Genomic DNA, 26,408 nt, shown 5'->3' with positions numbered 1-26,408 from the left:
GCCGGGAGGGGGGCAACCTTGCCACCGAGCTTAACCCCTCCCCTACCCTCCCCTACTAGCAGGGGAGGAAGCCTATCTGAGGCGCGTTGCAAACCAGCCGCAAGGGCGGTCAAGCGCATACAATGCGGGCATGACAGCCCCGCAACTGCAAACCCTCGCCGGTTACTTTCTGATCGCCATGCCGAGCTTGGCCGAGCCGCCTTTTTCGCGAGGGGTGGCTTTTGTTTGTCAGCACGACGAAGACGGCGCGATGGGGCTCTTGGTCACGCAGCTATCCGAGTATCGGTTTGGCGATGTGCTGGCGCAGATGAAACTTAGCTGCCACGACCCCGAACTGGCCGACGCGCCGGTATTGATCGGCGGCCCGGTGCAACAGGAACGAGGCTTTGTGCTGCATCGCGAACACGGTCATTGGGAGTCGAGTTACCGCATCAATGAGCATTGGACGGTAACCACCTCGCGCGACATTCTGGTTGCGATGGCCGCCGGCGAAGGTCCACGGCAAGCCATGATGGCGCTGGGCTATGCCGGCTGGAGCGCCGGACAATTAGAGCAAGAGTTGATGGACAACGCCTGGCTCACCGTAGAGGCCAACGAGCGGGTGGTTTTCGATACGCCTCTGGATGAGCGCTGGAGCGCTGCTGCCGGACTGGTCGGGGTGGATCCGCTGCAACTGACCAATTACGTGGGACACGCATGAGCTGTGCCCTCGGTTTCGACTACGGCAGCCGACTTATCGGCGTCGCCGTCGGCAACCGTTTGACCGCCAGTGCCCGAGCGCTCGCCACCATCGCGGTACGCGATGGCGAACCGGACTGGCAGCAATTGGACAAACTACGCCAAGAATGGCTGCCCGACACCCTGGTCGTCGGCCTGCCGCTGACCTTGGACGGCGCCGAGCAACCGACCAGTGTCGCCGCCCGCCGCTTTGCCGAGCGGCTGCGCCAGCGCTATGCCACCGCGGTGGTTCTCGTCGACGAGCGACACAGCTCGCAAGAGGCCGCGCGCCGCTTTGCCGACGCCCGCGCCGCCGGACTCAAGCGTCGGCGCGATGCCGCGCACATCGATGCCGAGGCCGCCGCGGTAATCCTTGAACACTGGCTTAGTAGCGCTGCCGATCCGCCGCCTCTTGCAACGACTTAGCACCCAGCCGCCTTACTTCTCTGCTTTCACCAAGAAGACTCCGCCATGAGCCCACGCCTGCGCCACCTGACCTCCTTGGAACACTTGCCGCGCGCCACCATCGAGCGCCTGCTCGACCGCGCCGAAGCCATGCGCGACGCTTGCGCCCACGGCACCCGCAAACTCGATTTGCTGACCGGCCGCACCGTGCTGAATTTGTTCTTCGAGCCATCCACGCGCACGCGCACTTCGTTTGAATTGGCGGCGCGCCGACTCGGTGCCGACGTCATTAATTTCGACCTTGGCTTGTCCTCTACCAGTAAGGGCGAGGCGATGTTCGACACCTTGCACACGCTGGAGGCCATGCACCTGGACGCCATCATCGTGCGCCATAAAGTGTCAGGCACACCCGATGAATTAGTACGCCATGCGATGAGCGGCGTATCGGTGATTAACGCCGGCGACGGCAATCGCGCACACCCCACGCAAGGCTTGCTCGATGCACTGACGATTCGCCAGCATCGGCCCGATTTTCATCAACTCGTCGTCACCATTTGCGGCGACGTGAAGCACTCACGCGTGGCACGTTCGGACGTCCATGCGCTAAGCGCGCTAGGCGCCAAAGAGATCCGCCTGTGCGCCCCTTCGGGGCTGATGCCGGCGCAAACCGATTTTCCGCATTGCCGCTTGTTCGACAACTTCGACAGCGCCATCGAAGGTGCCGACGCCGTCATCATGCTGCGCCTGCAGAAAGAGCGCATGACCGCCACCGACCTGCCCGACGAAGCCGCCTATTTCCAGCACTACGGCCTGGACAAACGCCGCCTCGCTCTCGCCGCCAAGGGCTGCCTGGTGATGCACCCAGGGCCGATCAATCGCGGTATCGAGATTGCCTCGGATGTTGCCGACGGCGCGCAGTCGCGCATTCTTGAGCAGGTCGGAAATGGGGTGTTTGTGCGGATGGCGGTGCTTAATGAGGTGCTGGGGCGTTAAATCACTAAAGCCTCGGTTCTATGATCGCGAACTGGATCGCCTGCGGCGGGCTTTCGGCCACCTGCCGGTGGTCGAGTCACTTTCTCTTGATGGTGTAACCAACGGAGAAGGCCACCCCGATGCGTCGCCCTTCGGGTGCGTGAGGGTCGGCCGGGCTTTTCGACAGTGCATCCGTGCACTGGCGAAAAGGACTCGGCATCCATGCCGAGTCCCCTGCGGGCCTGATCGTCCGACCCTCACCGACGCACAGGGGCCCCAAGGTCAAGAGCAACAGCAACGTCAAAAGCAGCGAACGCTGCGCTTTTGCCCCTGCGCGCAGGAGGAGGCTGGGAGGGGGTGGGGTTTGAACCTCGAACAGGCCCTACACCCGCTCAATCGCAATCGCCGTAGCCTCACCCCCACCGTTACAAAGCGCCGCCACACCACGACGCAAATCGTAACGAACCAACGCATGCAACAAAGTCACCACAATGCGCGCACCAGTCGCGCCAATCGGGTGACCGAGTGCACAAGCGCCGCCGTGTATGTTCAATCGCTCATGATCTATCGATAAATCACGCATGGCAGCCATCGCCACCACCGCGAAGGCTTCATTGATCTCGAACAAATCAACCTCAGCCATGCTCCAACCCACCTTGTCCAATAGCTTGCGGATCGCGGGCGCCGGTGCGGTCGTGAACCAGGCCGGGTCCTGGCTGTGCGTGGCCAGGCCACGGATCTGCGCCAGCATGGGCAAGCCTTCGCGCTCGGCGATCGAACGGCGGGTGAGCAGCAAGGCCGCTGCGCCATCGGCATTGGCCGAGGAGCTGGCCGCGGTAATGCTGCCGTCCTGGCGAAATGCCGCGCGTAGCGCAGGCACTTTATGGGGGCTGACTTTGCGTGGGTGTTCGTCCGTATCGATGGTCATCGAGCCACCTTTGACCGGAACATCGAGCGGCTCGATTTCGGTGGCGAAAGCACCACTCGCTTGAGCGGCGCGTGCACGGCGCAGTGTTTCCATCGCGTAGGCATCCTGGGCCTGGCGATCAAAGCCATAGGCGGTGGCAGTGGCTTCACCGAAATCGCCCATTGAACGGCCGCCTTCGTAGGCGTCCTCCAAGCCATCGAGCAGCATGTGGTCGAGCACACGCTGATGACCACTGCGATAACCCTCGCGCGCACCGGCCAGCAAATAGGGCGCACGCGACATGCTCTCCATGCCGCCGGCGAGTACGCGCTGCGCCGAACCGGCAACGATCGCGTCATGGGCCAACATGATCGCTTTCAAACCCGAGCTGCAGACTTTGTTCACGGTCGTCGCACCCACCGCATCGGGAATGACGGCCGCCCGTTGCGCCTGCCGCGCTGGCGCCTGCCCTTGCCCCGCGCTCAAGACACAGCCTAGCAACAGCTCGTCTAACCGCTCTGCCGCCAGCCCGGCGCGGGTCAGCGCCGCACGCAACACACTCGCGCCTAGAGCCGGCGCAGCTAATGGCGCCAATTCGCCGCCAAAGCGCCCTAACGGGGTGCGCACTGCCGCCGCGATAACAACCGGATCGTGTACTTGCATAGTGAAGCCTCGTTGTCAGTGTCGCCAAGCCGATGGCCGGGCAATGAAATGACGATCATCATATTAGATGATCGTCATCATGCAACAAGCTAGGATTCACCTACTTCCGCCAGACCCATCACGCCATGCGCTACGCCAAAGGCCATAAAGAAAGCACCCGCGAACGGATCGTGCAGGCCGCCTCGCGCCGATTCCGCCAGGATGGCGCCGAAGGGGTCGGGGTCGCCGCACTCATGGCCGAAGCCGGCCTGACCCATGGCGGCTTCTACAGCCACTTCGACTCGAAAGAGGCCTTGCTGCGGGCCGCCGTCGAAGACTCGATGACCCAGACCCTGGACGAATTGACCCGGCTCGCCAAACGCTACGGTGACGATGTAACGGCCCTGGCCCGCGGCTATCTGCACCACCAGCACCGCGATCACCCGGAAAGCGGCTGTGCCGCCGCCGCATTGGCGCCCGAGCTGGCTCGTCATGCACCAGACACCCGCGCGGTCTTTACCGTGCGCCTGCAGGCGCTGTTCAAACTGATCGAGGCGCGCCTGCCGCCGACCCTGCCGGCAGCCCAACGGCGCGAGCGCTCGATGGCGATCTTTGCCGCACTGATGGGCTCATTGCAGCTAGCTCGGGCGGTAGACGATGCCGCCCTGTCGGAGCGCATTCTGCAAGGCGGCATTCACGCAGCGACGATCCTGGCCCTCAAATGAGGCTATAAGCACACAATTGTTCAGTGCTGCAAGCGCAAAAGCGGGCATAATGCGCCGCGCTACATCATCTTCATACAGGGAATAAAAAAGATGCGATTGACGACGCGATACCTCGCTTTAGGCATCGCCGGCGTACTGCTGGCAGCCTGCGGACATAAAGATAAGGACGCCCCGTTGGCATTCGTACCGGCGGATACGCCGTACGTGCTGGCCAACCTCGATGTACTGGATGACAGCACCCGCTCGGCCATGCTTGCTCAAGCCAACGCGCAGTTGCCTGCCCAAGTGGCGCAGCTCAAAGCCGCCGCTGACAACATGACGACCAAAGATGCCGACAGCGCCCGTTTGCTGCACGCCTTTGTCGCCGAGCTGGATGGCAAAACCGTTGAAGCTTTCGCGCAAAACGCCGGTCTCAATATCAAGGGCCGTTCAGCCATTTATGGCCTGGGCCTGGCACCGGTGGCACGTTTCGAGCTGACCGACGACAAAGCGTTCGACGCTTTTGTCACCCGTATGGAAACCGCTTACGGCAAGAAATTCGACACCGCCACGGTGGACGGCCAGAACTACCGCAAGCACGTCTCGACCCAGTCGGGCACGCAGGTCATTCTCGCAGTCGTCGGCAAACAGGCCGTCGCCGCGTTGCTGCCGGCCGATGCGCCGCAGCCGATGCTGCGTGAGGCACTGGGCCTCGATCGCCCGGCCAAGAACCTTCAAGACGACGGTCGCCTCGAAAAGCTGGCCAAGGACAAGGGCTACCAGCCCTGGGCCGTCGGCCAGTTCGATCTCGCGCGCGCGTTGCCGTTGGCCGCCAGCGGCAAAGATCCGTTCTTCAATGCCATGCACAAGGCGCATGCCGAAGCCGAATCGTCCAAGACTGGCGAGCCGGTGGCCAACCAGTTGCAGATTCCGCCCAGTTGCGAAGCCGATGCCACCCGCATCGCCGCCCGCGTCCCGAACGTAAGCTTTGGCTATACCAAGCTCGACGCCAAGCACCAGGACATCCGCATGGATGTGGCACTGGCGCAAGACATCACCAAGGCTTTCTCGGGCATCAAAGTCGAGCTTCCGGGCCTGGGCGATGCCGGTACGGCCCCATTCGACGTAAGCCTGGCGCTACCGATGACACAGCTACGCGCGTTCTGGGAAGCACAGGCAAGCGCCGTCGCCGCTCAGCCGTTTAGCTGTCCAGCCGTGGTCGACCTCAACGAAGGCTTTACCAAGCTGGGCGATCTGGCGCAGAAAGCGGCGATCCCGCCGTTCGGCGACCTCAGTGGCCTGCGCATCGCGCTCGACAGCTTCGAAGCCGGCGGTGAAGCCAGCATGCCGAAGTTCAGCGGTCGCGTGATGATCGGCACCGCCAACCCCGACGCGCTGCTGGCCATGGGCTCGATGGTTTCGCCGGCCATGGCTCAGCTCAAGCTCACCAAAGACGGTAAGCCGGTAGCGTTGCCGGCCGAGCTGTCCGCCCCGCTCGGCGGCCAGCCCGCATGGCTCGCCATGGGTGAAAAGGCCCTGGCCATTGCCATCGGCCAAGGTGAAGACGGCAAGCTCAGCGAGATGCTGAAGTCACCCGGCGGTGACGCCGGCCGCATGGCACGGATGCGCCTCGATGGCCCGATGTACCAGGCCTGGGTGAAGGCGATGGGCGACAAGGCCGAGCAGTACGCCGCCATTTCCGCCAGCACCGACCATGATGCCGCCGACGAAGATGCCGCCAAGGACGAAGCCGAGGTCGCCAAGACCAAGGCCGCCGCGGTGGCCCGCTCGAAGGCTCAGTTTGAATCCATGCGTGCTCAAGCCGAACGCGTCAAGCAAGTCAGCTCCGAAGCGCACGTGGAAGACAGTGGCCTGGTCATCAGCAGCCAGACCGAACTGAAGTAATCGCTTGAAGTAAGCGAACACTCGCTTACCGCACAGCATCGACGGGGCGCTTCGGCGCCCCGTTTTTTTGGCTGCGACTTGACGCTCCGGCGAAGGTTTATCGAAAGCCGCCCTTCGTATACACGTGTCCATCTATAGCGACGAGAACCGTTCATGCATATGTCTGGCATTCCGTTCGGCATCACCGACTGGTCACAGATCGAGAGAACCGAACACCAAGGCGAAACCGGCCTTGCCTATTGGCACACGCAGCACTTCGGCGACCTCCGCGTGCGCATGATCGAGTACACGCCCGGCTATCGCGCCGATCATTGGTGCAGCAAGGGTCATATCCTGCTGTGCACCGAAGGAGAACTTCATACGGAGCTTGAAGACGGCCGCATATTTACGCTCAAACCCGGCATGAGTTATCAAGTTGCAGATCGCGCCGAACCACACCGCTCGTATACGGAAACCGGGGCCAAACTGTTCGTCGTCGACTAACGACTCGTCTCCATAAAAAAAGCCGCTGGCAGACCAGCGGCTAAAGGGGAGACCCAGCACCTCAGCGCCATCAGAGCGCCGGAAGCTGGCTGTTGTTTCGCGCTTAGTAAAACAAGTTCTTAGAAGTCGTAACGTGCGGTAAGCCGCACGTAGCGTGGATCGGTGTAGTTCAACTCACGCAGGTACAACGGGTTAGGCGTATTGCGGCTGCCCGTCTCGTAGCGATAGTTGTACCCGGTCGCCACCTGACGATTAAGTACATTGATGATGTCCATCTGGAAGGTCAGCTTGCGCTCCATCCAGCCCGGTGTGTAGGCCACATTGAGATTCAGTTGATAGCTCCACGGTGCGCTGCCGTGCGAACCGCGCGGCGAGAATGCGTAGTCAGCCGCAGGCGCCGCGTAACCGGCCGTACCCGGCGCCGTACCCGAACCGGACAGGCCGCAGAACCAGTACGTCGAACCGCTGTACAAGCCTTTGTCGGCGGTGGGGTAATGGCTGGTGCAGTTTTTCGGCCGGCCTGATGCGAGCAACAGGCTGGCGCCGAAACGCCAATCGTCATTCATCTGGAAATAACCGAAGGCCTTGATCTGGTGCTTGCGATGGTTGGGCAGCAGGCCATTGGAGCCCACCATCAACTGCGGCAGATCCCAATCCTGCGTGGTGGAGACATCCGCCTGGCCGCCGGCGCCGGTATCGAGATCCGAAGCGAGCTGCCCCTCGGTATTGCCGTAGTTGCGCGAGAAGGTGTAGTCCACGCGGCCGTACCACTTGTCGCCAAACGGATGCTCCACGAACAGATCCACCGCGTAGTACTTACGCTTCAACTGCGGCATGCCGAGCTGGGCATTGCTGTAGGTCACCGGCTTATAGCTACCGTCGGCCTGCTGTTCGAGGAACGTGTTGGCCTGGCCCGGATTGAACAGGAAGCAACGTCCGCCCAGCACCTGGGTGCAGGTGTCGTCGATCGCGCTGCGCAGGCTACGGTAGGTCAGCTTGGCGCCCCAATTGAAATGGGAGTTGATCCGCTGCTCCATACCGGCGATGTATTCGTCCTGGAAATGCGACTTCAGCCCTTGCGCCGCCACCGTACGCGGGTCGGGCGCCGTACCGCACTCCAGGTTGCTGGAGATCGCATGGGTGCCGTTGCAGGTATAGCCCTTGCTGGCATCCACCGCGACCGGCTTGAGGCCGGTCGGCGCGCCGGTTGTCGCATCGACGCCGGTATAGGTGAAGTACTCATTGGTTATCAGCGAACCGGATGCGCCGCGCACCGCAACATTGTTGGGCATGGCCAGGTGATAACGGCCGGCATTGGCGAACACTTTCAGCGAGGCATCGCCAAACACGTCCCAGGCTGCGCCGATGCGTGGCGCAAGCTGGTTGCGTTGCCGCGCATACGGCTGGCCCGCGCCGTTGTAGTTGGTGAACTGCTCATTGCGCAGACCCAGCGAGAGCAACCAGCGATCGCTGATCTGCCAGCGATCCTCGATGAACTGTGCCGATTGCTCAGTCTTCACCTGAGCGCGCTGCGTGTTATAGGCACGCGAAACAAAGTAACCCTTACTGCCCAGGCCGCCTGCCGAGGCCGGCGAACCCACGCCATGACTGGCGTCAATGCCGACATTGGCATTTTTCTGCCACCCATAGGCCCAGGAAAACTCACCGGGGAATTGCGAGCCGGTCAGTGATTCGGCCGTCTGATTGTCCATGCCGAGGCGAATGTCGTGATCGCCCAGACGGTATTCGATATCGAGCCGCCAGCCGTGGGTTTTGTCCTTGGAGCCCGGCAATAGCAACGAGTTGCTGGTGGACGTCTGGCAGCCGCCGTAGACGAGGCCCGGCGCCTGGCTCTGTGCGGTTGACGTGATGTAGGGACATTTGGGGTCGTAGCCCCATGGTGTCTGTATGTGTTCGAGCTTCTGCGTGCCGTAAAGCGCCGATACGGTCAGGCTGTCGGTGACGTAGCCGGTGTATTTGGCGATGTACAGGTCGCCACCGTTCTTGGTGTACGAGCCGCCGTTCTGCGCATTGCCATGCGTGGAGTCGCTGTAGTTGAAGTTGTAGCTGGACGCGTCGTATTGAACCTTGTCCGAGACACCGGTGAATTCAAGGATATTGTTATCGGTGATATTCCAGTCGACCTTCGCCGTCCAGCGCGGAATCTTGTAGGTGTAGTCGTTCCAGCCGATCTTGCCCACCGAAGAGGACGAATTGGAAAACGAGCTCACACTTTTGCCGTCTTGCTTGTTCATCTCGCCTTCGAGATAGAAGAACAAGCGATCCTTGATTAGCGGCCCGCTGACATAGGCACCGTAGGTCGTATACGTGTATTGGTTTTTGTTGCGGTACTGATACAGCGTGCCGTCGGTCGGTGCTTTGCCGTCGGGGGTGGTCTGCGAATAGAAGCCCGTGTTCGGGAAATAACCATTGCGTGGATTGGCGCGCAATGCCTCCGGCCGCCAGATGGCGTAAACGCCGCCCTTCCACTGATTGCTGCCGCGCTTGGTGACGATATTAATCACGCCGCCGGTAGAGCGACCGAACTCAGCGCCGTAGCCCCCGGTGAGTACCTGCTCCTGGTCGATCGCGTTGAACGGCAAGGTGCTGGCGCCAAGCGACGTCAGCGGATTGGTCACCGCAAAACCGTTGATGTAATACGCGTTCTCCGATGAGGCCGCGCCACCGAAGCTGGGAATATTGCCAAAACCATTGGTGCTGTAGCTGGTGTTTTCCACCACACCCGGCGCCAGCAATGCCGCCGCACCGACACCGCGAGCGATCGGCAGTTTGTTGAGCTGCTCGGAGGTAAGCACGGTACGTGTATCGACTGACGAAACGTCGATCGACGGCAACACCGAAGCGACCACCGACAAGCCTTCGAGATTCTTGGCGCTGGTTGCATTGCCGCCGGCGAAGGAAACCTCGGTACCGCTGGCGATAGTCACCTCGACGTTGTCGCGCGAGCTGACTTCCTTGCCATCGCTTTGCAAGCTCACTTTGTAGCGACCTGGCTGCAGCGTGGTGAAGCGGTAGCGTCCCGAGCTATCGACTGGAAGCGAGCGGGAAAACCCCGTGTCCACGCTCTGAATGACCACCGTCGTAGTACCGGGCTGACTGGCCACCTGGCCAAAAATGCTGCCGGTGACATTGGACTGCGCCATAACTCCCGTACTGGCCAAGCCCAACCCCAAGGCGAGCGCAAGCACCGAGTGACGCAACGGCCGCATGGCCGTCGTTGTAGTAGATACACGCATTGAAAAACTCTCCCCAAAATAAGTATTCAGGCGGAAATAGCTCTCAACTCCACGCAGCAGCCCCGCTCTCAGCCCTGCTCTCAGTCATGGCTAAGCCAAATGCGGACAAGCCTCTCCCCTCCGAGCTAAAACCTCGGAATTAACTGCTACGCGTGATTTCCCCTCAGGCCAGACCCCTCTGACCTGCCCTTTGTTTTATCGAAATATCTTTCGCCGTTCTATAGGAAAAATTCGCAAGATATCGCCAGGGCGATATGCGAAAAGAGCGGACACAGGCGCGCGCCTCCCTCGCTGGTCAGCGAGGGAGGCGCGGGATTCTTTCAGAGGTATCCAGGCTACTGGGAGCCTTTGGATAGGCCTTTAGCGTTGCAGTAGGCCGCCGCCGAAGCCTTGGGTGTCGCGGGTCTCTTCCAGCTCGACCCCATCCAACCCCTGCGACAGGGTGTGCGCATCGCCACCCAGGGCCAGCTTGATGCGCAGGCGTACTTCGTTGGAGCTGTCGGCGTGGCGCAGGGCGTCTTCGTAAGAAATCTCACCGGCATGGTAAAGCTCGACCAGGCTCTGATCGAAAGTTTTCATGCCGAGGTTGGTCGATTCCTTCATCACTTCCTTGATCTTGTGGATCTCGCCCTGGCGGATGTAATCCTGCACCAGCGGCGTGCCGAGCAAGATCTCCACCGCGACGCGGCGTGCCTTGCCGTCAGGCGTCGGGATCAACTGCTGCGCAACGACACCTTTGAGGTTCAGCGACAAATCCATAAACAATTGCTGGCGACGATCCTCGGGGAAGAAATGCAGGATGCGGTCAATCGCCTGATTGGCGTTATTGGCGTGCAGCGTGCACAGGCACAAGTGGCCTGTTTCGGAGAAGTTGATCGCGTATTCCATGGTTTCGCGCGTGCGCACCTCGCCGATCATGATGACGTCGGGCGCCTGGCGCAGGGTGTTCTTCAGCGCGTTCTCCCAGCTATCGGTATCGATGCCGAGTTCGCGCTGGGTGATGATGCAGCCCTCGTGCTTGTGCACGTATTCGATCGGATCTTCGATGCTGATGATATGGCCGGTCGAATTCTGGTTGCGATAGCCGATCATCGCCGCCATCGAGGTCGACTTACCGGTACCGGTGCCGCCGACAAAAATGATGATGCCGCGCTTGGTCATCGCCAATTGCTTGACCACCGGCGGCAAATTCAGCTCTTCGAAGGTAGGGATCGACGATTCGATGCGGCGCAAGACCATGCCCACGCAGTTGCGCTGGTAGAAGCACGACACACGGAAACGGCCGACGCCTTGGGCGGCAATCGCGAACTGACACTCGTGGGTCTTTTCAAACTCTTCGCGCTGCGAAGGCGTCATCACGTTGAGCACCATGTCGCGCGCCTGCTGCGCCGAAAGCGGGCTCTGCGTGATTGGCACAATGCGCCCCTGCACCTTCATCGAAGGCGCCACACCGGCCGTAATAAACAGGTCCGATGCCTTCTTGTGCACCATCAGTTTCAGAAACGAGGTGAAATCGAATTCGCTCATGGGGTGGCTCCTTTAGAGCCGGGGAACGGGGAAAGGGGAACAGGGAACGGGGGTTAGCCGTGAGGGGATGACAACGGTCATCCACCCTCTTGCCAGTCGCTCTATAAAATCAAAATCGCGCATAACTTGCCTCCTCTAGAGGCGATGGTCGGGCAGGAGGCGGGAACTACAGCAACCATCAAGTTCCCCGTTCCCCGTTCCCCGTTCCCCGCCTTACTTGAATATGTCTTTGTTCTTGGCGTAGCCAGCCGCTTGCTGACGGGTTACCAGGCCGCGCTTGACCAGATCCTGCATATTCTGATCGAGCGTTTGCATGCCGTACTGCTGGCCGGTCTGGATCGACGAGTACATCTGCGCCACTTTGTCTTCGCGAATCAGGTTACGGATCGCCGGGATGCCGACCATGATTTCGTGCGCCGCCATACGCCCGCCGCCGACCTTTTTCAGCAATGACTGCGAAATCACCGCGCGCAGGCTTTCGGACAGCATTGAACGCACCATCGGCTTTTCGCCGGCCGGGAACACGTCAATGATGCGGTCGACGGTCTTGGCCGCCGAACTGGTATGCAAGGTGCCGAACACCAAGTGACCGGTTTCCGCGGCGGTCAGCGCCAAACGAATGGTTTCCAGATCGCGCAACTCGCCGACCAGGATGTAGTCGGGATCCTCGCGCAGCGCCGAGCGCAAGGCTTCGTTGAAGCCATGCGTATCGCGATGCACTTCGCGCTGGTTGACCAGGCATTTTTGCGAGGTGTGCACGAATTCGATCGGGTCCTCGATGGTGAGAAGGTGACCGTATTCGTTCTTGTTGATGTGATCGACCATCGCCGCCAGCGTAGTCGATTTACCGGAGCCGGTTGGCCCGGTGACCAGGATCAAACCCTGCGGCTGTTCGATCAACTCGCGGAAAATCGGCGGGCAGCCAAGATCTTCCAGCGTAAGCACTTCGGACGGAATGGTACGGAAGACCGCGCCCGCGCCACGATTCTGGTTGAACGCATTGACACGAAAGCGCGCCAGACCGGGGATCTCGAACGAGAAGTCAGTCTCGAAGAATTCTTCGTAATCGCGGCGTTGCTTATCCGACATGATGTCGTAGATCAGCGAATGCACTTGTTTGTGTTCCAGCGCCGGGATGTTGATGCGGCGCACGTCACCGTCTACGCGGATCATCGGCGGCAGGCCGGCGGACAGGTGCAAGTCCGAAGCCTTGTTCTTCACCGAGAAAGCGAGCAGTTCGGCAATATCCATCAGGTTCCCCTCAACCAATCGTGTATGCAATAGCTTGGGCAGTAGCCACTTTAGGCAGAGGCGATCTACGGACGCATAGCGACCGCTCATCCGATGAACCGATCCCCCTTTCTTCTACAGCGCGTGCAGCGCGCCGATACTACTCGCCGCAAGGCCCACGCGACCAGAGCATCTATGAAACCCAAGGCGAAAGTGCGGACGCAGTTTGCAGAAGCGAGGTTTGGAGCGGGCGGACTGGCCGCGCACGTGGAGTCATCCTTGAACAGGCTCTTACCCACTCGCATCTGTGATAAGCATCGCAAACGCTCATCGCCTGGGTCACCTCCGGTAAGGTATGCGACCTGGCCTGGCTTGGCTTGGTAAAGGAACCCGCATGACACGTATCGCTTTCATCGGCGGCGGCAACATGGCCCGCAGCCTGATTGGCGGCCTGCTGAAAACTGGCCTGTCCGCCTCGGCCATCACGGTGGCCGAACCGCGTGCCGACGCCCGCCAAGAGCTGGGCCGTGAATTCGGTGTCGCCTGCTACGCCGAAAACCGCCTGGCTGCGGCCGAGGCCGAGGTGCTGCTGCTGGCGGTGAAGCCGCAAATCATGCCGGCTATCCATATGGAGCTGCGCGACACCTTGCAGCGCAACCGGCCGATGCTGATCTCGATTGCCGCCGGCGTGCGCATCGATCAGCTCGAGCGCTGGTTTGGCGCCATGGCCATCGTACGCTGCATGCCGAATACCCCGGCACTGATCGGCGCCGGGGCCACTGGCCTATGCGCAAACCACCGGGTCAGCCCGCCGCAACGCGCGCAGGCGCAGCGCATCATGGACGCGGTGGGCCTGACCCGTTGGATCGACGACGAGCGGCTGATGGATACCGTCACCGCGCTGTCCGGTTCCGGTCCGGCGTATTTCTTTGCCTTGGTCGAAGCCCTTGAAGACGCCGCCGTGGCACAAGGGATGTCGCGCGAGAGCGCCCGTGCGCTGGCCGCACAAACCTGCCTGGGTGCCGGCCGCATGCTGGTCGAAAGCGGCGAGGACCCAGGCGAATTGCGCAAACGCGTGACCTCGCCCAACGGCACCACCCAAGCCGCACTGGAAAGTTTCCAGGCCGATGGCTTGCAGCGTACCGTCGCCCGCGCCGTGGCCGCCGCTACCCGTCGCGGTGAAGAGCTGGCCGCCAGCCTGGATCAGGCAACATGAGTTATTTGCTTAGCGCCCTCTCCTTTCTGCTTGAGCTGGCATTCAGCGCACTCGCCACACTGTTCGTGCTGCGCCTGCTGGCCGAGGCGTGCCGGGCCGATTTCAACAATCCACTAAGCCAGTTCGTCTATCGCTATACCAACCCGGTATTGGCTCCGGCGAGGCGGGTGCTGCCGAACTGGCGGCGGATCAACCTGGCGGCGCTGCTGGTGGCATGGCTATTGATGCTGCTCAAGCGCGCCATGCTGTTCGCCCTGCTCGGCATTCTTCCCGGCGTGGCCGGCTTGCTGCTGTTGTCGCTGGCCGACCTGCTCGATTTCGTGCTGGTGTTCTACCTGGTGCTGATCTTCGCCTGGTCGCTGATGAGCATGTTCCAGGTCGATCGCCGCCAACCGGTACTGCGACTGATGGGCAGCCTGGTTGAACCCCTGCTGCGCCCGCTGCGCGGCAAGCTGGTCATCGGCGGCCTGGATTTCTCGCCCTGGGCGGTAATGATTGTGCTGATGCTGCTGCGCCTGCTGGTGGTAGCGCCCTTGACCCATGTTGGTACGGCGCTGGCGCTCGGAATGTAGGAGTGCGCCTTGTGCGCGATGGCGCCATGCCGTCAACGCTGCTCTAGCTTTTCGCCCGCGTGGTGGCCGCCGACAAGAACCATCAGGGTTGCCGTGCCGCCCATGCGGTAATCACTGCGTGAATCGCATCGAGCCCATCGAACAACGCCGCCGGCCCCGGCTGCAGGATCAGCGGCGACTTGATCTCATAGAGATCGCCGTTGCGCACCGCCGGAATCGTCTCCCAACCGGGTCGCGCGGCCACCCGCTCGGGACGAAAGCGCTTGCCGCACCACGAGCCGAAGATAATGTCCGGCGCCTGGCGTATCACTTCGTCGCCGTTGGGCAGAATGCGATGTTTCGCCAGCGGCTCCAGTGCCTGCGCGGGGAAAATATCATCGCCACCGGCGATGCCGACTAGCTCGGCGACCCAGCGAATGCCAGTGATGAATGGATCGTCCCATTCTTCGAAATACACCTTGGGCCGACGCGGCAAACGCGCGGCGGCGGCACGCACCTCGGCAATATGCCGCTCGGCTTGCTGCGCATAAGCATCGGCCTTGTCGGCAGCACCGACCATGGCGCCGAGACGGCGCATATAGGCAAGAATGCCGTCGACGCTGCGGTGATTGCTGATCCACACCTCGACACCGGCCTTGATAAGGTCACGTGCGATGTCGGCCTGGATGTCGGAAAAACCAATCGCCAGGTCGGGCTGCAGCTTGAGGATCTCGGCGATCTTCGCACTGGTAAACGCAGAGACCTTGGGCTTTTCCTTACGCGCCCGCGCCGGCCGCACAGTGAAGCCCGAAATGCCGACGATGCGATCTTCCTCGCCGAGTGCGTATAGCGTCTCGGTCGGCTCTTCGGTCATACAGACAATGCGTTGCGGGTAGTGGTCGCTCATACGGCACCGACAAGATTAATCACGGGTAGAGCAGCCGATGGGTCCAGGTCTGCCCGTGCCGACTCCAGCGCACGCGCTCGTGCAAGCGATGTTCGGCGCCGTACCAGAACTCCAGGGTATCGGGCTCCACGACATAACCACCCCAATGCGGCGGCCGCGCCACGTCGCGGCCGGCAAATTCCTTTTCGTAATGCGCGACGCGCTGCTCGAAGGTCTCGCGATCGGGCAAGGTCTGCGACTGCAACGAAGCCCAGGCGCCGATCCGGGCTTGCCGGGGGCGGCTGGCGAAATAAGTGTCCGACTCCTCGGCCAGCAGCTTGCGTGCCACGCCCTCCACCCGTACCTGTACGCCATCCCGTAGCGGCTTCCAGTGGAAGCACAAGGCCACTTGCGGGTGCGCGTCGAGCTGGGCGCCCTTGTCGCTCTCGTAATTGGTGAAAAAACGAAAGCCGCGCTCATCGACCCCCTTCAGCAGTACGATGCGCGAACTCACGCGGCCGTCGCTACCCACGGTAGACAGGTTCATCGCGGTAGGTTCAAGGTCGCCGCCTGCGCGGGCCTCGTCAAGCAATTGCAAAAAGGTCTGGAGGATCTCGTGGTTCAACATAAACTCTTGAATCGTGGTCGTCGCGCGCCATCATGGCGAGCATGAACAACGATGCTAGCACGCAGCATTCGGCTCTGGCCGAACACCTGCTCGACCAGTACGCCGGACGCATTGCCCGTACCAAACGCCCCTATGTCCTGGGCCTGTCCGGGCTGCAAGGCAGCGGCAAGAGCACGCTGGCACGGGAGATGAAGGCTCAGGCCGAGGCCCGCGGCTGGCCCACCGAAGTGCTTTCACTGGATGACTTCTACTACGCCCGCAGCGAACGCGAGACCCTGGCCCAGCAGATCCACCCTTTGCTGCGCACCCGTGGCGTGCCGGGCACGCATGAAATCGAGCTGTTGCTATCGGTGCTGGCGGCATTGCCGCACGCATCGGACAAGCTGCCCGTGAGCTATCCGCGCTTCGATAAAGGTCGCGATACACGCATCCCGCCTTCGCGCTGGCCACGAATCACCCGGCCGCCGCAACTGGTGATTCTGGAAGGCTGGGCGTTAGGCATCCGGCCGCAATTGCAGGCGGCACTACTGGCGCCCGTCAACGAACTAGAACGTATCGAAGACCCTGACGGCAGTTGGCGTCATTGGGTCAATAAGCAATTGCGCGGTTATCAACCACTATGGCGCAAGCTGGACGCACTGATCGTGCTGCAAGCGCCCAACTGGGGCATCGTGCGGCAATGGCGCAGCCAGCAAGAGGAAGAATTGCTCGCCCGGCACGCGCCACTGGCAATGGATGCCGCCAGCATGCTGCGCTTTCTCGCTCATTTCGAACGCCTGAGCAAGCATGCTTTGGCCACCCTGCCCGCCCTGGCCGATAGCTGCGTGGAGTACGACACCCAGCGCCATGTAACCGGGATCAGCCACGCTTAAGAGCCTGTTCAAAGCCTCCCCCCGCAAGCGGGGGGAGGGGCAAGAACCCATCTACTTCACTACAAAGCTGATGCGCATCCCCACGCGCCATTCCGTGATCGTGCCATCGTCGTTCGTGGCGACTTTGATGTCGCGGACCCAGGCACCCTTGATGTTCTTGACGGACTCGGCGGTCTTGCTGAGGCCTTTCTTGACGGCATCGTCGATGCTCTTGCTAGACGATGCGGTGATCTCAATAACCTTGGCTACCGACATGACGCAACCCTCTGCAATGACCGCGCGAGCGGCGCGGCGCGCTTCCCTCTGAAGCGCGCAGTCTGAGCCTGCTTTCCCCCCACATACAAGCCGCGTTGCGGCATGCCGGGGCTCGATCAGGGGCGTGCCTGGCGAAAGTCGCCAATGGGTCAGCGGATGGGCTCGACCTGCACGGCAGTACCGTAAGCGAGCACCTCGGTGACACCTTCGGCCACGTCGTTGGCGTCGTAGCGCATCGCCACTACCGCATTGGCGCCGTGTTCGGCAGCGTGTTGCAGCATCAGCTCGAAGGCCTCTTCGCGAGCCTTCTCGCACAGCTCGGTATAAATCGAAATATTGCCGCCTACCAGGGTCTGTAGCGCCGCACCGATATTGCCGATGACACTGCGCGAACGCACCGTGATGCCACGCACGATGCCCATCGGCCGCACGATGCGATAGCCGGGGATCTCATTGCTGGTGCTGACCAAGTGAGCTTGAATACCCATAGCCATGATGCAACTCCACGCGATCGTAAAGGGATGAAGATCCTCCCACAGTGACTGCGCCCGGACATCTGCCATGCGTCGTGGTCGAGACGGCTTGAGTTAAACCCGGCAATCCCCAGAGGAGTACTACGCCGGCTCATCCTCGGCCAAGGCAAAATCGCCCCGCTGAAATGTCTGGAGAATCTCTCTGGCCCGAACCAGATCGACCTCGTGTATGAGCACCCGAACGCCCCCTATAGCCTGGGTCCAGAGCCAATTCGCCTGCAGTAGATTCGCATCCCCCGCGACGGTCGCAATACCCTCCGCAGCCAGCCTTGCACAAAGAATATGCGCCTCGGTCGGCGTCGAGAACCGGGTCAGGCAAATCACTCTGCCCCGGCTTTGTGCCGGCGTGGTATCGGCCACCGGGGTTTCCACAAGCGAGGGTACTGGCACATCGCGCGAGATCAACTCATCGCGTGCGATCTGCATGGCTATTTCGGTCATGTCGCCGGATGCATACCGTCGAAGCAACTCGCCATCGGCCATCTGATGAAATCTCTGTTGCAACCTCGCTCGCTCAGTCGTCATGGCATCCCCGCCTTTGGTCGTCTGCGCGGAGTATGCAGACAAGCACGGCAAACAACGATCCATGCTCGTGGGTATCGCTGCTTTCAGATACTCGATGCAAGCAACGCGGCGTAGCCTTCACGCGCGTCCGGCCAGCGCGATACGAATCCACTAGCGCGCAGGCGCTCGTTGCTCAATCGTTTGCTGCCCACCCCGGCAGGCGCTGGCCCCTCCATCGGAGCAGGTGCGCCTAACAAACCGGCTAGATAGTCGTACAGCACATCCAGGGGCAACGGTGTGTCATCGACACCCAGGTACAGCGGCAACGGTGCGGCTATATCGAGCAGATGCACGATGGCTGCCGCGGCATCGTCGATGTGTATCCGATTGGCCCAATGCGGGGTACCTCGCGGTACGCCGGCCCGACCGGCACGCAAGCGTTCGATCAACTGCAGCCGTCCAGGGCCGTAAAGTCCAGCCAGACGCAAGGCCACCGACGCTACCGGCTGCTCCGCCAACCAACGCTCGGCCTCAAGCAATACGGCGCCATTGAACCCCGGTGGGTCCGGCGGCGTGCTCTCATCGACCCAATCACCGCCGTGTTCGCCATAGACCGCACTGGAAGAAACAAACAGCACCCGCTGCAAGGTTGCTTGATCGAGTGCGCTTAGCAAGTGGCGTAAGCCGTCGATAAAGACCGCGCGATAGGCCGCCTCATCGCGCGCATCCGGCGTCGGCAAATACACCAGTGATGTGAAACCGACGCGAAGATCGCGCAAGGTTTCCGGCCGGGTCAGATCTCCTTGCAACCAGCGGATGCCGCTATCGTCCGCAGCGGGCGGATGCCGGCGCAAAGCCCACACGGCATCGCCGCGCGCCAGCAATTGCCGCGCTACCCGCTGCCCCAGATCACCGCAGCCTGCCAGCAGCACTGACTCGGTGCGATTTTTTACGGATTGATTTTTTACGGCCTGATCCTTTTGAGTCCGATCTTTTTTAGCCTGATCTTTTCTGCTGCTAAAGTTCACCTATGAATCCCTCGTGCAACCTGTTCATCGTCGGCTCGACCGGTGCCGGCAAGACGTCGATAGGTCGACGGCTCGCCGCGCATTATGGTCTGTGCTTTGTCGATCTCGACCAGGAAATCGAACAACACTGCGGCGTCAGTGTGACCACGGTATTCGAGATCGAAGGTGAAGCCGGCTTTCGCCAACGCGAGAGCGCCTTGTTAGACGAGTGCAGCCGGCGCCAGGGCGTCGTGCTCGCTACCGGCGCCGGCGCTGTGCTCGATCCACGCAACCGTCAATGCCTGACCGAGCGCGGCTACGTCATCTGGCTGCAAGCGAGTATCGAGCAGCAACTCGAACGCCTGGCCCACGATACCCGCCGACCGTTGCTGGCCGGAGAGGATAGACGCGCCAAACTCGAGGCCATGGCTCAAGCCCGCGCACCGCTTTATCGCGAACTCGCCGACCTGGCCATTCCCGGCGAACATGAAGGCGTCAGCACCGCCAGCACCCGCAGCATCGCCCTGATCGATCAACACTGGCAGCGCCAGCACGTCGCCGCCTCGGAACTGACGCATGACCATCGTGACTGATACCCGCCCCTGCAGCATCGACGTCGTACTTGGCGCGCGCAGCTATCCGGTTTCCATCGGCCAGGGCCTGCTCAGTGATTCGCGGCATTGGCGTCATGCATTGCGCGGACGACACGTGCTGGTCATCAGCAACCACACGGTTGCACCGCTGTATTTGGACCGGGTACTGGCCGGGCTGGAAGGTCTGCAGGCATCCTCGTTTTTGCTCGACGACGGCGAGGCCCACAAGACCTTCGCCAATGTCGGTAACGCGCTCAATGCGCTGGCGCAACTGGGCGCCACTCGCGATGCCTGCATCATCGCGCTTGGCGGCGGCGTGGTCGGCGACCTGGCCGGTTTTACCGCGGCATGCTGGATGCGCGGCATCGACTTCATCCAGATGCCGACGACCTTGCTCGCCATGGTCGACTCTTCTGTCGGCGGCAAAACCGGGGTCAACCTGCCGGCCGGCAAAAACCTGGTCGGCGCATTTCATCAACCGCGCGCCGTCATCGCCGACATTGACACCCTCGCCACCCTGCCCCAACGCGAATACTGCGCCGGCCTGGCCGAAGTGGTGAAAGGCGCGGCGATCGGCGATGTCGAATTCTTTAGCTGGCTGGAGCAACACGCCGATGCGCTGGCCGCGCGCGACACCGCGCTGCTGATTGAAGCGATCGCCCGCAAGGTGCGCTACAAGGCCGGCGTCGTCGCGCGCGACGAAACCGAACAAGGCGAGCGTGCCCTGCTCAACCTTGGCCATAGCTTTGGCCATGCATTGGAAACCGCCGGCAAATACACCGCCTTGTTGCATGGCGAAGGTGTCGCCATTGGCATGCTGCTGGCCGCCCGATTGTCCGAGCGTTTAGGCATGAGTGCCGCTGCCGATACCGCGCGTCTGCAACGGCTGCTGGAACGACTCGCCCTGCCCACGGCGATCCCGCCGGGTATGCAACCGCAAGCCTTGCTGGCATTGATGCGCCTGGATAAGAAAAACCTGGCCGGCACGCTGCGATTGATTCTTTGGCGTGGCATTGGCCGCGCCGAGATTGTCAGCGGCGTGAACGAGGCCGATGTATTGGCTGTCTTGGAGCCTGCCTGAAAGGCGCTGATTTTCGCCCCTGCGGCGCCAACGACAGCCACTAACCCTCGCTAGCACGCCGCCAGCCTTCTAGAATGGCGTGTTCGCAGCACCTTGTGCCGCCCCAAAACCCGAGTTCATGCGCATCTACTTGCAAACCGTGCCTGGCGCTGCCGAAGCGCCGCGTTATGTCCAGATCGTGCTTGAGCAGGATCTGCTCGGCGGCTGGACGCTTTACCGTGAATCAGGTGTCCAAGGGGGCCGCGCCACGCTCAAGCGCGACCAATACCTGGAGCGCGACGACGCCATCGCCGCGTTCGAGAAAGCACGCGACGCACAAATCAAGCGCGGCTTTCGCGTGATGTTTAGCCAGGGCATGGATAGCCCTTACGGACGTTGATATGACTGATTCAAGCAAACCCGACGCACTGAAAAACGATCGTTTTCTACGCGCCCTGCGCCGCGAGCCCACCGACACCACGCCGATCTGGGTGATGCGCCAGGCCGGCCGTTACCTACCGGAATATCGCGCCACCCGCGAACGCGCCGGTAACTTCATGGCGTTGGCGCAAAACCCGCAGTTGGCTTGCGAGGTCACCTTGCAGCCGCTGGAGCGCTTCGATCTCGATGCGGCGATTTTGTTCTCCGACATTCTCACTATCCCCGATGCCATGGGTCTGGGGCTGTCTTTCGCCCAGGGCGAAGGCCCACAGTTCGCCAGGCCCGTGCGCAGCAAGGCGGATATCGACCGCCTCGGCGTACCCGATATGGAAGGCGAGTTGCGCTATGTGATGGATGCCGTGCGCCTGATTCGCCAAGAACTACACGGCCGGGTACCGCTGATCGGTTTCTCCGGCAGCCCATGGACGCTGGCCTGCTACATGGTCGAGGGCCAGGGTTCACGCGACTTCGCCACCCTCAAGGCGATGTGCTGGAACGAGCCGGCGCTCGCCCACACATTGCTGGACACTCTGGCGCGCTCGGTGGCGACTTATCTCATTGCCCAGGCCTCGGCGGGTGCCCAAACCTTGATGGTGTTCGACACCTGGGGCGGCTTGCTCGGCCCGGCCTCGTTCCGCGAATTCTCCCTGCGTTATATGGCGCAAGTCGTCGACTTGCTCAAAGCCGACGCGCATAGCCGCGAACTGCCGATCATCCTGTTCTCCAAGGGCGCCCACCGTCAGCTCGCCGCGCTTGCCGACACCGGCTGCACCGGCCTGGGCGTGGATTGGACCATTGACCTCCAGGATGCCCGCGAAGCGGTCGGTGGCCGCGTTGCCTTGCAGGGCAACCTCGACCCCTCCGTGCTGCGCGCCAACCCCGAGGTCATCCGCCGCGAAGCCCGCGCCGTACTCGACAGCTATGGCAACCACCCCGGTCACGTATTCAACCTCGGTCACGGCATTACGCCGGAAGTCGATCCCGAGCATGTAAAAGTGCTGGTGGATGAAGTGCATGCGTATGGGCGACAACTGCGAGCCGCTTCCCGCTAGCGATACGGTGCTTCTCTAGACCCGGTTCTTTAGAGCCTGCTCAAAGTCTCCCAGTGGCCCGGGGAGACTTTGAGCAGGCTCTTACCGCATGATGCACCGGCCCGGCACTCGCGCCGGACGATATCGGACAGGGGGCTATCCGTGGCAAATCAGGAAAATCCATACAGCGCGCCGGCCAGCGCCTTGAGCGGCAATGGCGTCTTGGAACGAGAGCGCGCATACAGTTATCAATCGCTTGATTCGCTTACCCGCCCTCTACGCGGTTTGATTATCGCCACCATCGCGATGATTGGCGTCACCCTGGTCACACTGGCCTACCAATGGTGGACCTTGCAGCGCACTGCCGACCATCAGTTCGCGTCGGACCAGACCATGATGAATGCCGCCCACCTCAGCGACCAGCTATTTGCCGCGGCATCCGGGTTTCTCGCCCTGGTTCACTTCGCCACCTACATCTTTGGCGGCATGTGGATTTATCGGGCGGCATGCAACGTGCGTGCACTTGGCGCCCAAGGTCTGGACGACTCGCCCGGCTGGGCGGTGGGCTGGTATTTCATTCCATTCGCGAGTTTGGCCATGCCCTTCCGCGCCATGCAGCAAATCTGGCAAAGCAGCCTGGCGCCCCGGCAATGGAAAAAGCTGTCCACGCCGGGGTTACTGCGCTGGTGGTGGGGCATGTGGCTCTGTATCAATGTCTTCGGCATGGTCGTGGGTATTGTCGTAGCTCGCTCGAAACTGCAAAGCTCGAACATTCCGGGCCTGATCCAGGCCGTGCAGATCACCATGCTGAATTATCTAGTGAGCATTACTGCCTGCACGCTGTTTCTCATGGTCGTGATGCGCATTGCCCAGATGCAGGCCAAGCAGCATCTTTCCATGACACCGCCAGCCCTGCCGCCTGTGACCCTCTGAAGCAGCCCCGCAGCGCGAAGCAAGCCAAACGGGCCATAACGGGCCAAACCTGCCCCAAGCCCTCTCCGTTCACGGAGAGGGCTTGGCTTTAGCGATAACCGCCCTTTTGGCAGCCCGCGCCTCGCCCCCGTACAATTGCTCCCTTTACGCCGCTTTCAGCGCGCAACCGCGAGCCCCCTGATGGATAAGAGTTTCGAGCCCCGCCAAATCGAGTCGAAGTGGTATGCGCGCTGGGAAGCCAGCGGCGACTTCCGGCCGACGGGGCATGGCGTGCCTTACAGCATCCTGTTGCCGCCGCCAAACGTCACCGGCACCTTGCATATGGGGCATGCGTTCCAGCAGACCGTAATGGACATGCTGATCCGCTATCACCGCATGCGTGGGTTCAACACGCTATGGCAGGTGGGCACCGATCACGCCGGCATCGCCACCCAGAAAATCGTCGAGAACCAGCTCGCGCTCGAAGACAAGACGCGCCATGACCTTGGCCGCGAACCGTTTGTCGAGCGTGTCTGGCAGTGGAAAGAAGAGTCCGGCTCCACCATCACCAACCAGATGCGCCGCCTCGGCGTCGCAGCCGACTGGTCGCGCGAGCGCTTCACGATGGACGAAGGGCTCTCGTCTGCGGTGCGCAAAGTGTTTATCGACTGGTATCGCGCCGGTCTGATCTACCGCGGCAACCGCCTGGTGAACTGGGACCCGGTGCTGGGTACGGCAGTGTCGGACCTGGAAGTGAACAACGTCGAGCGCGATGGCCATATGTGGTCGATCCGTTATTTGACCGCCGATGGCAGCGACAGCGTGGTGGTCGCCACCACCCGCCCGGAAACCATGCTCGGCGACGTCGCCGTGGCGGTGCATCCCGAGGACGAACGCTACCGGCACCTGATCGGCAAACAGTTGCACCTGCCGCTGACCGGACGGGAAATCCCCGTGATTGCCGACGATTACGTCGACAAGGATTTCGGCACCGGCTGCGTCAAGATCACCCCGGCGCACGATTTCAACGACTACGCTATCGGCCAACGCCATGGCCTGACGCCGATCGAGATCTTCACCCTCGCCGCCAAGGTCAACGACAATGCGCCGGAGAAATATCGCGGCCTTGACCGCTACGAGGCCCGCAAGGTCGTACTGGCCGACCTGGAAGCCTCCGGCCTGCTGGTCGAAACCAAGCCGCATAAATTGCAGGTGCCGGTGAGTCAGCGCTCCGATGCGGTGATCGAGCCGATGCTTACCGACCAGTGGTTCGTCGACCTCACCTCCGACACCCAGAAAGATGGACGTCCAGGCGGCCGCAAAGCCATCACCGAACCGGCGCTGGATGCCGTGCGCTCGGGCGACATCAAATTCGTGCCGGAAAACTGGAGTACGACTTACACGCAGTGGCTGGACAATATCCAGGACTGGTGCATCAGCCGCCAGTTGTGGTGGGGCCATCGCATCCCGGCGTGGTACGACGAGGCCGGCAACATCTTCGTCGGCGAAGACGAAGCCGATGCGCGCACACACGCCACCACCACGCCGGTCGGCGCCTTGCGCCAAGACGATGACGTGCTCGACACCTGGTTCAGCTCGGCGCTGTGGCCGTTCTCCACCATGGGTTGGCCGGCGAACGGCCCGGTGAAAAACGAGCGTGGCGAGATCGTCGCCAACTGGGAAAACGACAAGATTTTTCTACCCAGTGCGGTGCTGGTCACCGGTTTCGACATCATCTTCTTCTGGGTCGCCCGCATGGTGATGGCGACCAAATACTTCACCGGCCAGGTGCCGTTTCGCGAGGTGTACATCAATGCCATCGTGCGCGACGCCGAAGGCCAGAAGATGTCCAAATCCAAGGGCAATACGCTCGACCCGCTGGATTTGATCGACGGCATCGAACGCGAGCCGCTGGTGGAGAAATCCACCAAGTCCCTGTTGATTCCGCAAGTGCGCGAGAAAGTCGAAAAGCGTATCCGCAAAGACTATCCCGATGGCATCCCAGCCATCGGCACCGACGCACTACGCTTCACTTTTGCGGCACTCGCCAGCTATAGCCGCACGATCAACTTCGATATCAAACGCGCCGAAGGCTACAAGGCGTTCTGCAACAAACTATGGAACGCAGCGCGCTTTGTGCTGATGAATCTGCCTGAAGGCGAAATCCCGGCACCGGCCGGCGCACCCGTCACCGAGGCCGAACGCTGGATTCTCACCCGCCTCAAACAGACACTGGCCGAGGTTGAACAGCACTTCGTCAGCTACCGCTTCGACCTGCTTGCACAGACGCTTTACGAGTTCACCTGGAACGAATACTGCGACTGGTTCCTGGAGCTATCCAAGCCGGCGCTAAGCAGCGATGACGCCGCCGCCGTGGCCTCTACCCGACACACTCTGCTGGTTGTGCTGGAGACCGTGCTGCGCGCGCTGCATCCGCTGATTCCCTTCATCACCGAAGAAATCTGGCAAGCGGTGGGGCCGAAGCTCGGCATGTCCAGCGAGAGCAACTTACTGCAACGCCCATGGCCGGATGCGGCAGCCATCCCCACCGATGACGCCGCCAGCGCCGAAGTCGAATGGTTCAAAAACGTGCTGAGCGGCATCCGCCGCATCCGCGCCGAAATGAATATCGCCCCCGGCAAGACGATTCCCCTGCTATTGGCCGACGGCGACGCCAACGATCGCCTGCGCACCGCCAAGTTCGCTACGCAGATCAGCTTCCTCGCTCGTGTCGAAGCACCGCAATGGATCGAGTCCAGCGCGAATGAGCCCGCCGCTGCCGCCGCTGTCGTCGGCTCGCTGCGTGTGCTGATTCCGCTGGCTGGGTTGATCGATCTGGGGGCCGAGAAGGCGCGCCTGGGGAAGGAAATTGGTCGGATTGAAACGGAGATCAAGAAGTGCGAAGGCAAGCTTGGCAACGCCAATTTTGTCGCTAATGCTCCGGCGGAAGTGGTGATGCAGGAGCGTCAGCGTATTGCTGATTGGAATGTGCAGTTGGGGGCGCTACGCGAGCAGGCGCAGAAGTTGGGTTGATTGGGTTGGTGTTGTCGCTAGGTTGTTCGCCTGCGGCGGGCTTTCGACCTCCTGCCGGAGGCCGAGTCACTTTCTCTTGAGTGGCCAAGAGAAAGTAACCAAAGAGAAGGCCACCCCGCGCGTCGCCCTTCGGGTGC

25 protein-coding genes are annotated in these 26,408 nt (G+C 61.6%); 15 read left to right on the top strand and 10 right to left on the bottom strand.

All coding sequences use genetic code 11. From position 1 onward, the window contains the following. The first annotated feature begins 130 nt into the window (after positions 1-130). Genes DVJ77_RS05640 through DVJ77_RS05630 form a run of 3 tightly spaced genes read left to right on the top strand, consistent with a single transcriptional unit; the run spans position 131 to position 2,115 of the window. Complete coding sequence (locus DVJ77_RS05640) at positions 131-700, top strand: YqgE/AlgH family protein (RefSeq protein WP_114844492.1); 570 nt, start codon at positions 131-133, stop codon at positions 698-700. Further along, the gene (ruvX, locus tag DVJ77_RS05635; RefSeq protein ID WP_114844491.1) at positions 697-1,143 is read left to right on the top strand and encodes a Holliday junction resolvase RuvX; all 447 of its coding nucleotides are present in this window, start codon (positions 697-699) and stop codon (positions 1,141-1,143) included. Before DVJ77_RS05640 ends, ruvX begins: the two co-directional genes overlap by 4 nt. A 45-nt stretch (positions 1,144-1,188) precedes the next feature. Next, positions 1,189-2,115, top strand: a complete 927-nt coding sequence (locus tag DVJ77_RS05630; RefSeq protein ID WP_114844490.1) for an aspartate carbamoyltransferase catalytic subunit — start codon at positions 1,189-1,191, stop codon at positions 2,113-2,115. Positions 2,116-2,476: 361 nt separating this feature from the next. Here DVJ77_RS05630 and DVJ77_RS05625 read toward each other — a convergent pair whose 3' ends face one another. After that, positions 2,477-3,664 carry an acetyl-CoA C-acyltransferase gene (locus tag DVJ77_RS05625; RefSeq protein ID WP_114844489.1) on the bottom strand — a complete coding sequence of 396 codons (1,188 nt, stop codon included), beginning with the start codon at positions 3,662-3,664 and terminating at the stop codon, positions 2,477-2,479. A gap of 125 nt (positions 3,665-3,789) precedes the next feature. Here DVJ77_RS05625 and DVJ77_RS05620 point away from each other — a divergent pair, with 125 nt between their 5' ends. From DVJ77_RS05620 to DVJ77_RS05610, 3 genes are all read left to right on the top strand, one after another. After that, the gene (locus DVJ77_RS05620; RefSeq protein WP_114844488.1) at positions 3,790-4,368 is read left to right on the top strand and encodes a TetR/AcrR family transcriptional regulator; all 579 of its coding nucleotides are present in this window, start codon (positions 3,790-3,792) and stop codon (positions 4,366-4,368) included. A 90-nt stretch (positions 4,369-4,458) separates the two neighbouring features. Next, positions 4,459-6,252, top strand: coding sequence for a hypothetical protein (locus DVJ77_RS05615; RefSeq protein WP_114844487.1), 1,794 nt, complete (start codon positions 4,459-4,461; stop codon positions 6,250-6,252). Positions 6,253-6,405: 153 nt separating this feature from the next. Then, positions 6,406-6,735, top strand: a complete 330-nt coding sequence (locus DVJ77_RS05610) for a DHCW motif cupin fold protein (RefSeq protein ID WP_114844486.1) — start codon at positions 6,406-6,408, stop codon at positions 6,733-6,735. 119 nt (positions 6,736-6,854) lie between these two features. Here the strand turns inward: DVJ77_RS05610 and DVJ77_RS05605 are convergent, their stop codons facing one another. The 3 genes from DVJ77_RS05605 to DVJ77_RS05595 form a co-directional block, all read right to left on the bottom strand. Next, a complete protein-coding gene (locus tag DVJ77_RS05605; protein ID WP_225427835.1) occupies positions 6,855-9,992 on the bottom strand; it encodes a TonB-dependent receptor in 3,138 nt (1,045 codons plus the stop codon). Between the two features lie 360 nt (positions 9,993-10,352). Next, positions 10,353-11,519, bottom strand: coding sequence for a PilT/PilU family type 4a pilus ATPase (locus DVJ77_RS05600; RefSeq protein WP_114844484.1), 1,167 nt, complete (start codon positions 11,517-11,519; stop codon positions 10,353-10,355). 213 nt (positions 11,520-11,732) lie between these two features. Then, positions 11,733-12,770, bottom strand: a complete 1,038-nt coding sequence (locus DVJ77_RS05595) for a type IV pilus twitching motility protein PilT (protein WP_114844483.1) — start codon at positions 12,768-12,770, stop codon at positions 11,733-11,735. A 373-nt stretch (positions 12,771-13,143) separates the two neighbouring features. On the opposite strand from DVJ77_RS05595, the gene proC reads away from it, so the two are divergent. Continuing rightward, the gene (gene proC / locus DVJ77_RS05590; protein ID WP_114844482.1) at positions 13,144-13,965 is read left to right on the top strand and encodes a pyrroline-5-carboxylate reductase; all 822 of its coding nucleotides are present in this window, start codon (positions 13,144-13,146) and stop codon (positions 13,963-13,965) included. Then, positions 13,962-14,537: a YggT family protein gene (locus tag DVJ77_RS05585; RefSeq protein WP_114844481.1), complete on the top strand. Its 576-nt coding sequence runs from the start codon at positions 13,962-13,964 to the stop codon at positions 14,535-14,537. The genes proC and DVJ77_RS05585 overlap by 4 nt, the downstream gene beginning before the upstream one ends. Before the next feature lie 82 nt (positions 14,538-14,619). Here the strand turns inward: DVJ77_RS05585 and DVJ77_RS05580 are convergent, their stop codons facing one another. Continuing rightward, entirely contained in the window at positions 14,620-15,423 is an 804-nt protein-coding gene (locus DVJ77_RS05580; RefSeq protein WP_114844480.1) for a cobalamin-binding protein, read from the bottom strand. Between the two features lie 19 nt (positions 15,424-15,442). Beyond that, complete coding sequence (gene pdxH / locus DVJ77_RS05575; protein WP_114844479.1) at positions 15,443-16,030, bottom strand: pyridoxamine 5'-phosphate oxidase; 588 nt, start codon at positions 16,028-16,030, stop codon at positions 15,443-15,445. 41 nt (positions 16,031-16,071) lie between these two features. Between pdxH and DVJ77_RS05570 the strand changes: the two genes are divergently transcribed. Continuing rightward, entirely contained in the window at positions 16,072-16,902 is an 831-nt protein-coding gene (locus DVJ77_RS05570; RefSeq protein WP_114844742.1) for a kinase, read from the top strand. Positions 16,903-16,953: 51 nt separating this feature from the next. On the opposite strand, the gene DVJ77_RS05565 is transcribed toward DVJ77_RS05570, so the two are convergent. The 4 genes from DVJ77_RS05565 to DVJ77_RS05550 form a co-directional block, all read right to left on the bottom strand. Next, the gene (locus DVJ77_RS05565; RefSeq protein WP_114844478.1) at positions 16,954-17,157 is read right to left on the bottom strand and encodes a dodecin family protein; all 204 of its coding nucleotides are present in this window, start codon (positions 17,155-17,157) and stop codon (positions 16,954-16,956) included. Positions 17,158-17,306: 149 nt separating this feature from the next. Then, on the bottom strand, positions 17,307-17,651 hold the full coding sequence (locus DVJ77_RS05560) for a YbjQ family protein (RefSeq protein ID WP_114844477.1): 345 nt from the start codon (positions 17,649-17,651) through the stop codon (positions 17,307-17,309). Positions 17,652-17,771: 120 nt separating this feature from the next. Beyond that, positions 17,772-18,131 carry a putative signal transducing protein gene (locus DVJ77_RS05555; protein WP_225427834.1) on the bottom strand — a complete coding sequence of 120 codons (360 nt, stop codon included), beginning with the start codon at positions 18,129-18,131 and terminating at the stop codon, positions 17,772-17,774. A 167-nt stretch (positions 18,132-18,298) separates the two neighbouring features. After that, on the bottom strand, positions 18,299-19,126 hold the full coding sequence (locus DVJ77_RS05550; RefSeq protein WP_225427868.1) for an SDR family oxidoreductase: 828 nt from the start codon (positions 19,124-19,126) through the stop codon (positions 18,299-18,301). Between the two features lie 98 nt (positions 19,127-19,224). On the opposite strand from DVJ77_RS05550, the gene DVJ77_RS05545 reads away from it, so the two are divergent. The 6 genes from DVJ77_RS05545 (at position 19,225) to DVJ77_RS05520 (ending at position 26,271) form a co-directional block, all read left to right on the top strand. After that, the gene (locus tag DVJ77_RS05545; RefSeq protein ID WP_114844475.1) at positions 19,225-19,794 is read left to right on the top strand and encodes a shikimate kinase; all 570 of its coding nucleotides are present in this window, start codon (positions 19,225-19,227) and stop codon (positions 19,792-19,794) included. Next, entirely contained in the window at positions 19,778-20,875 is a 1,098-nt protein-coding gene (gene aroB, locus DVJ77_RS05540) for a 3-dehydroquinate synthase (RefSeq protein WP_114844474.1), read from the top strand. Before DVJ77_RS05545 ends, aroB begins: the two co-directional genes overlap by 17 nt. A gap of 118 nt (positions 20,876-20,993) precedes the next feature. Next, positions 20,994-21,254, top strand: a complete 261-nt coding sequence (locus DVJ77_RS05535) for a WGR domain-containing protein (RefSeq protein WP_114844473.1) — start codon at positions 20,994-20,996, stop codon at positions 21,252-21,254. A gap of 1 nt (position 21,255) precedes the next feature. Next, a complete protein-coding gene (gene hemE / locus DVJ77_RS05530) occupies positions 21,256-22,347 on the top strand; it encodes a uroporphyrinogen decarboxylase (protein WP_114844472.1) in 1,092 nt (363 codons plus the stop codon). Between the two features lie 141 nt (positions 22,348-22,488). Further along, on the top strand, positions 22,489-23,259 hold the full coding sequence (locus DVJ77_RS05525) for a DUF4328 domain-containing protein (RefSeq protein WP_114844471.1): 771 nt from the start codon (positions 22,489-22,491) through the stop codon (positions 23,257-23,259). Positions 23,260-23,439: 180 nt separating this feature from the next. Next, positions 23,440-26,271, top strand: coding sequence for a valine--tRNA ligase (locus DVJ77_RS05520; RefSeq protein WP_114844470.1), 2,832 nt, complete (start codon positions 23,440-23,442; stop codon positions 26,269-26,271). The last annotated feature ends 137 nt before the right edge of the window (positions 26,272-26,408 follow it).

The organism is Dyella tabacisoli (genome assembly GCF_003350925.1).
Classification (GTDB): Bacteria; Pseudomonadota; Gammaproteobacteria; order Xanthomonadales; family Rhodanobacteraceae; genus Dyella_C; species Dyella_C tabacisoli.
The sequence above is the reverse complement of the archived record's forward strand: the minus strand, read 5'-3'. Positions and strand labels throughout refer to the sequence as shown.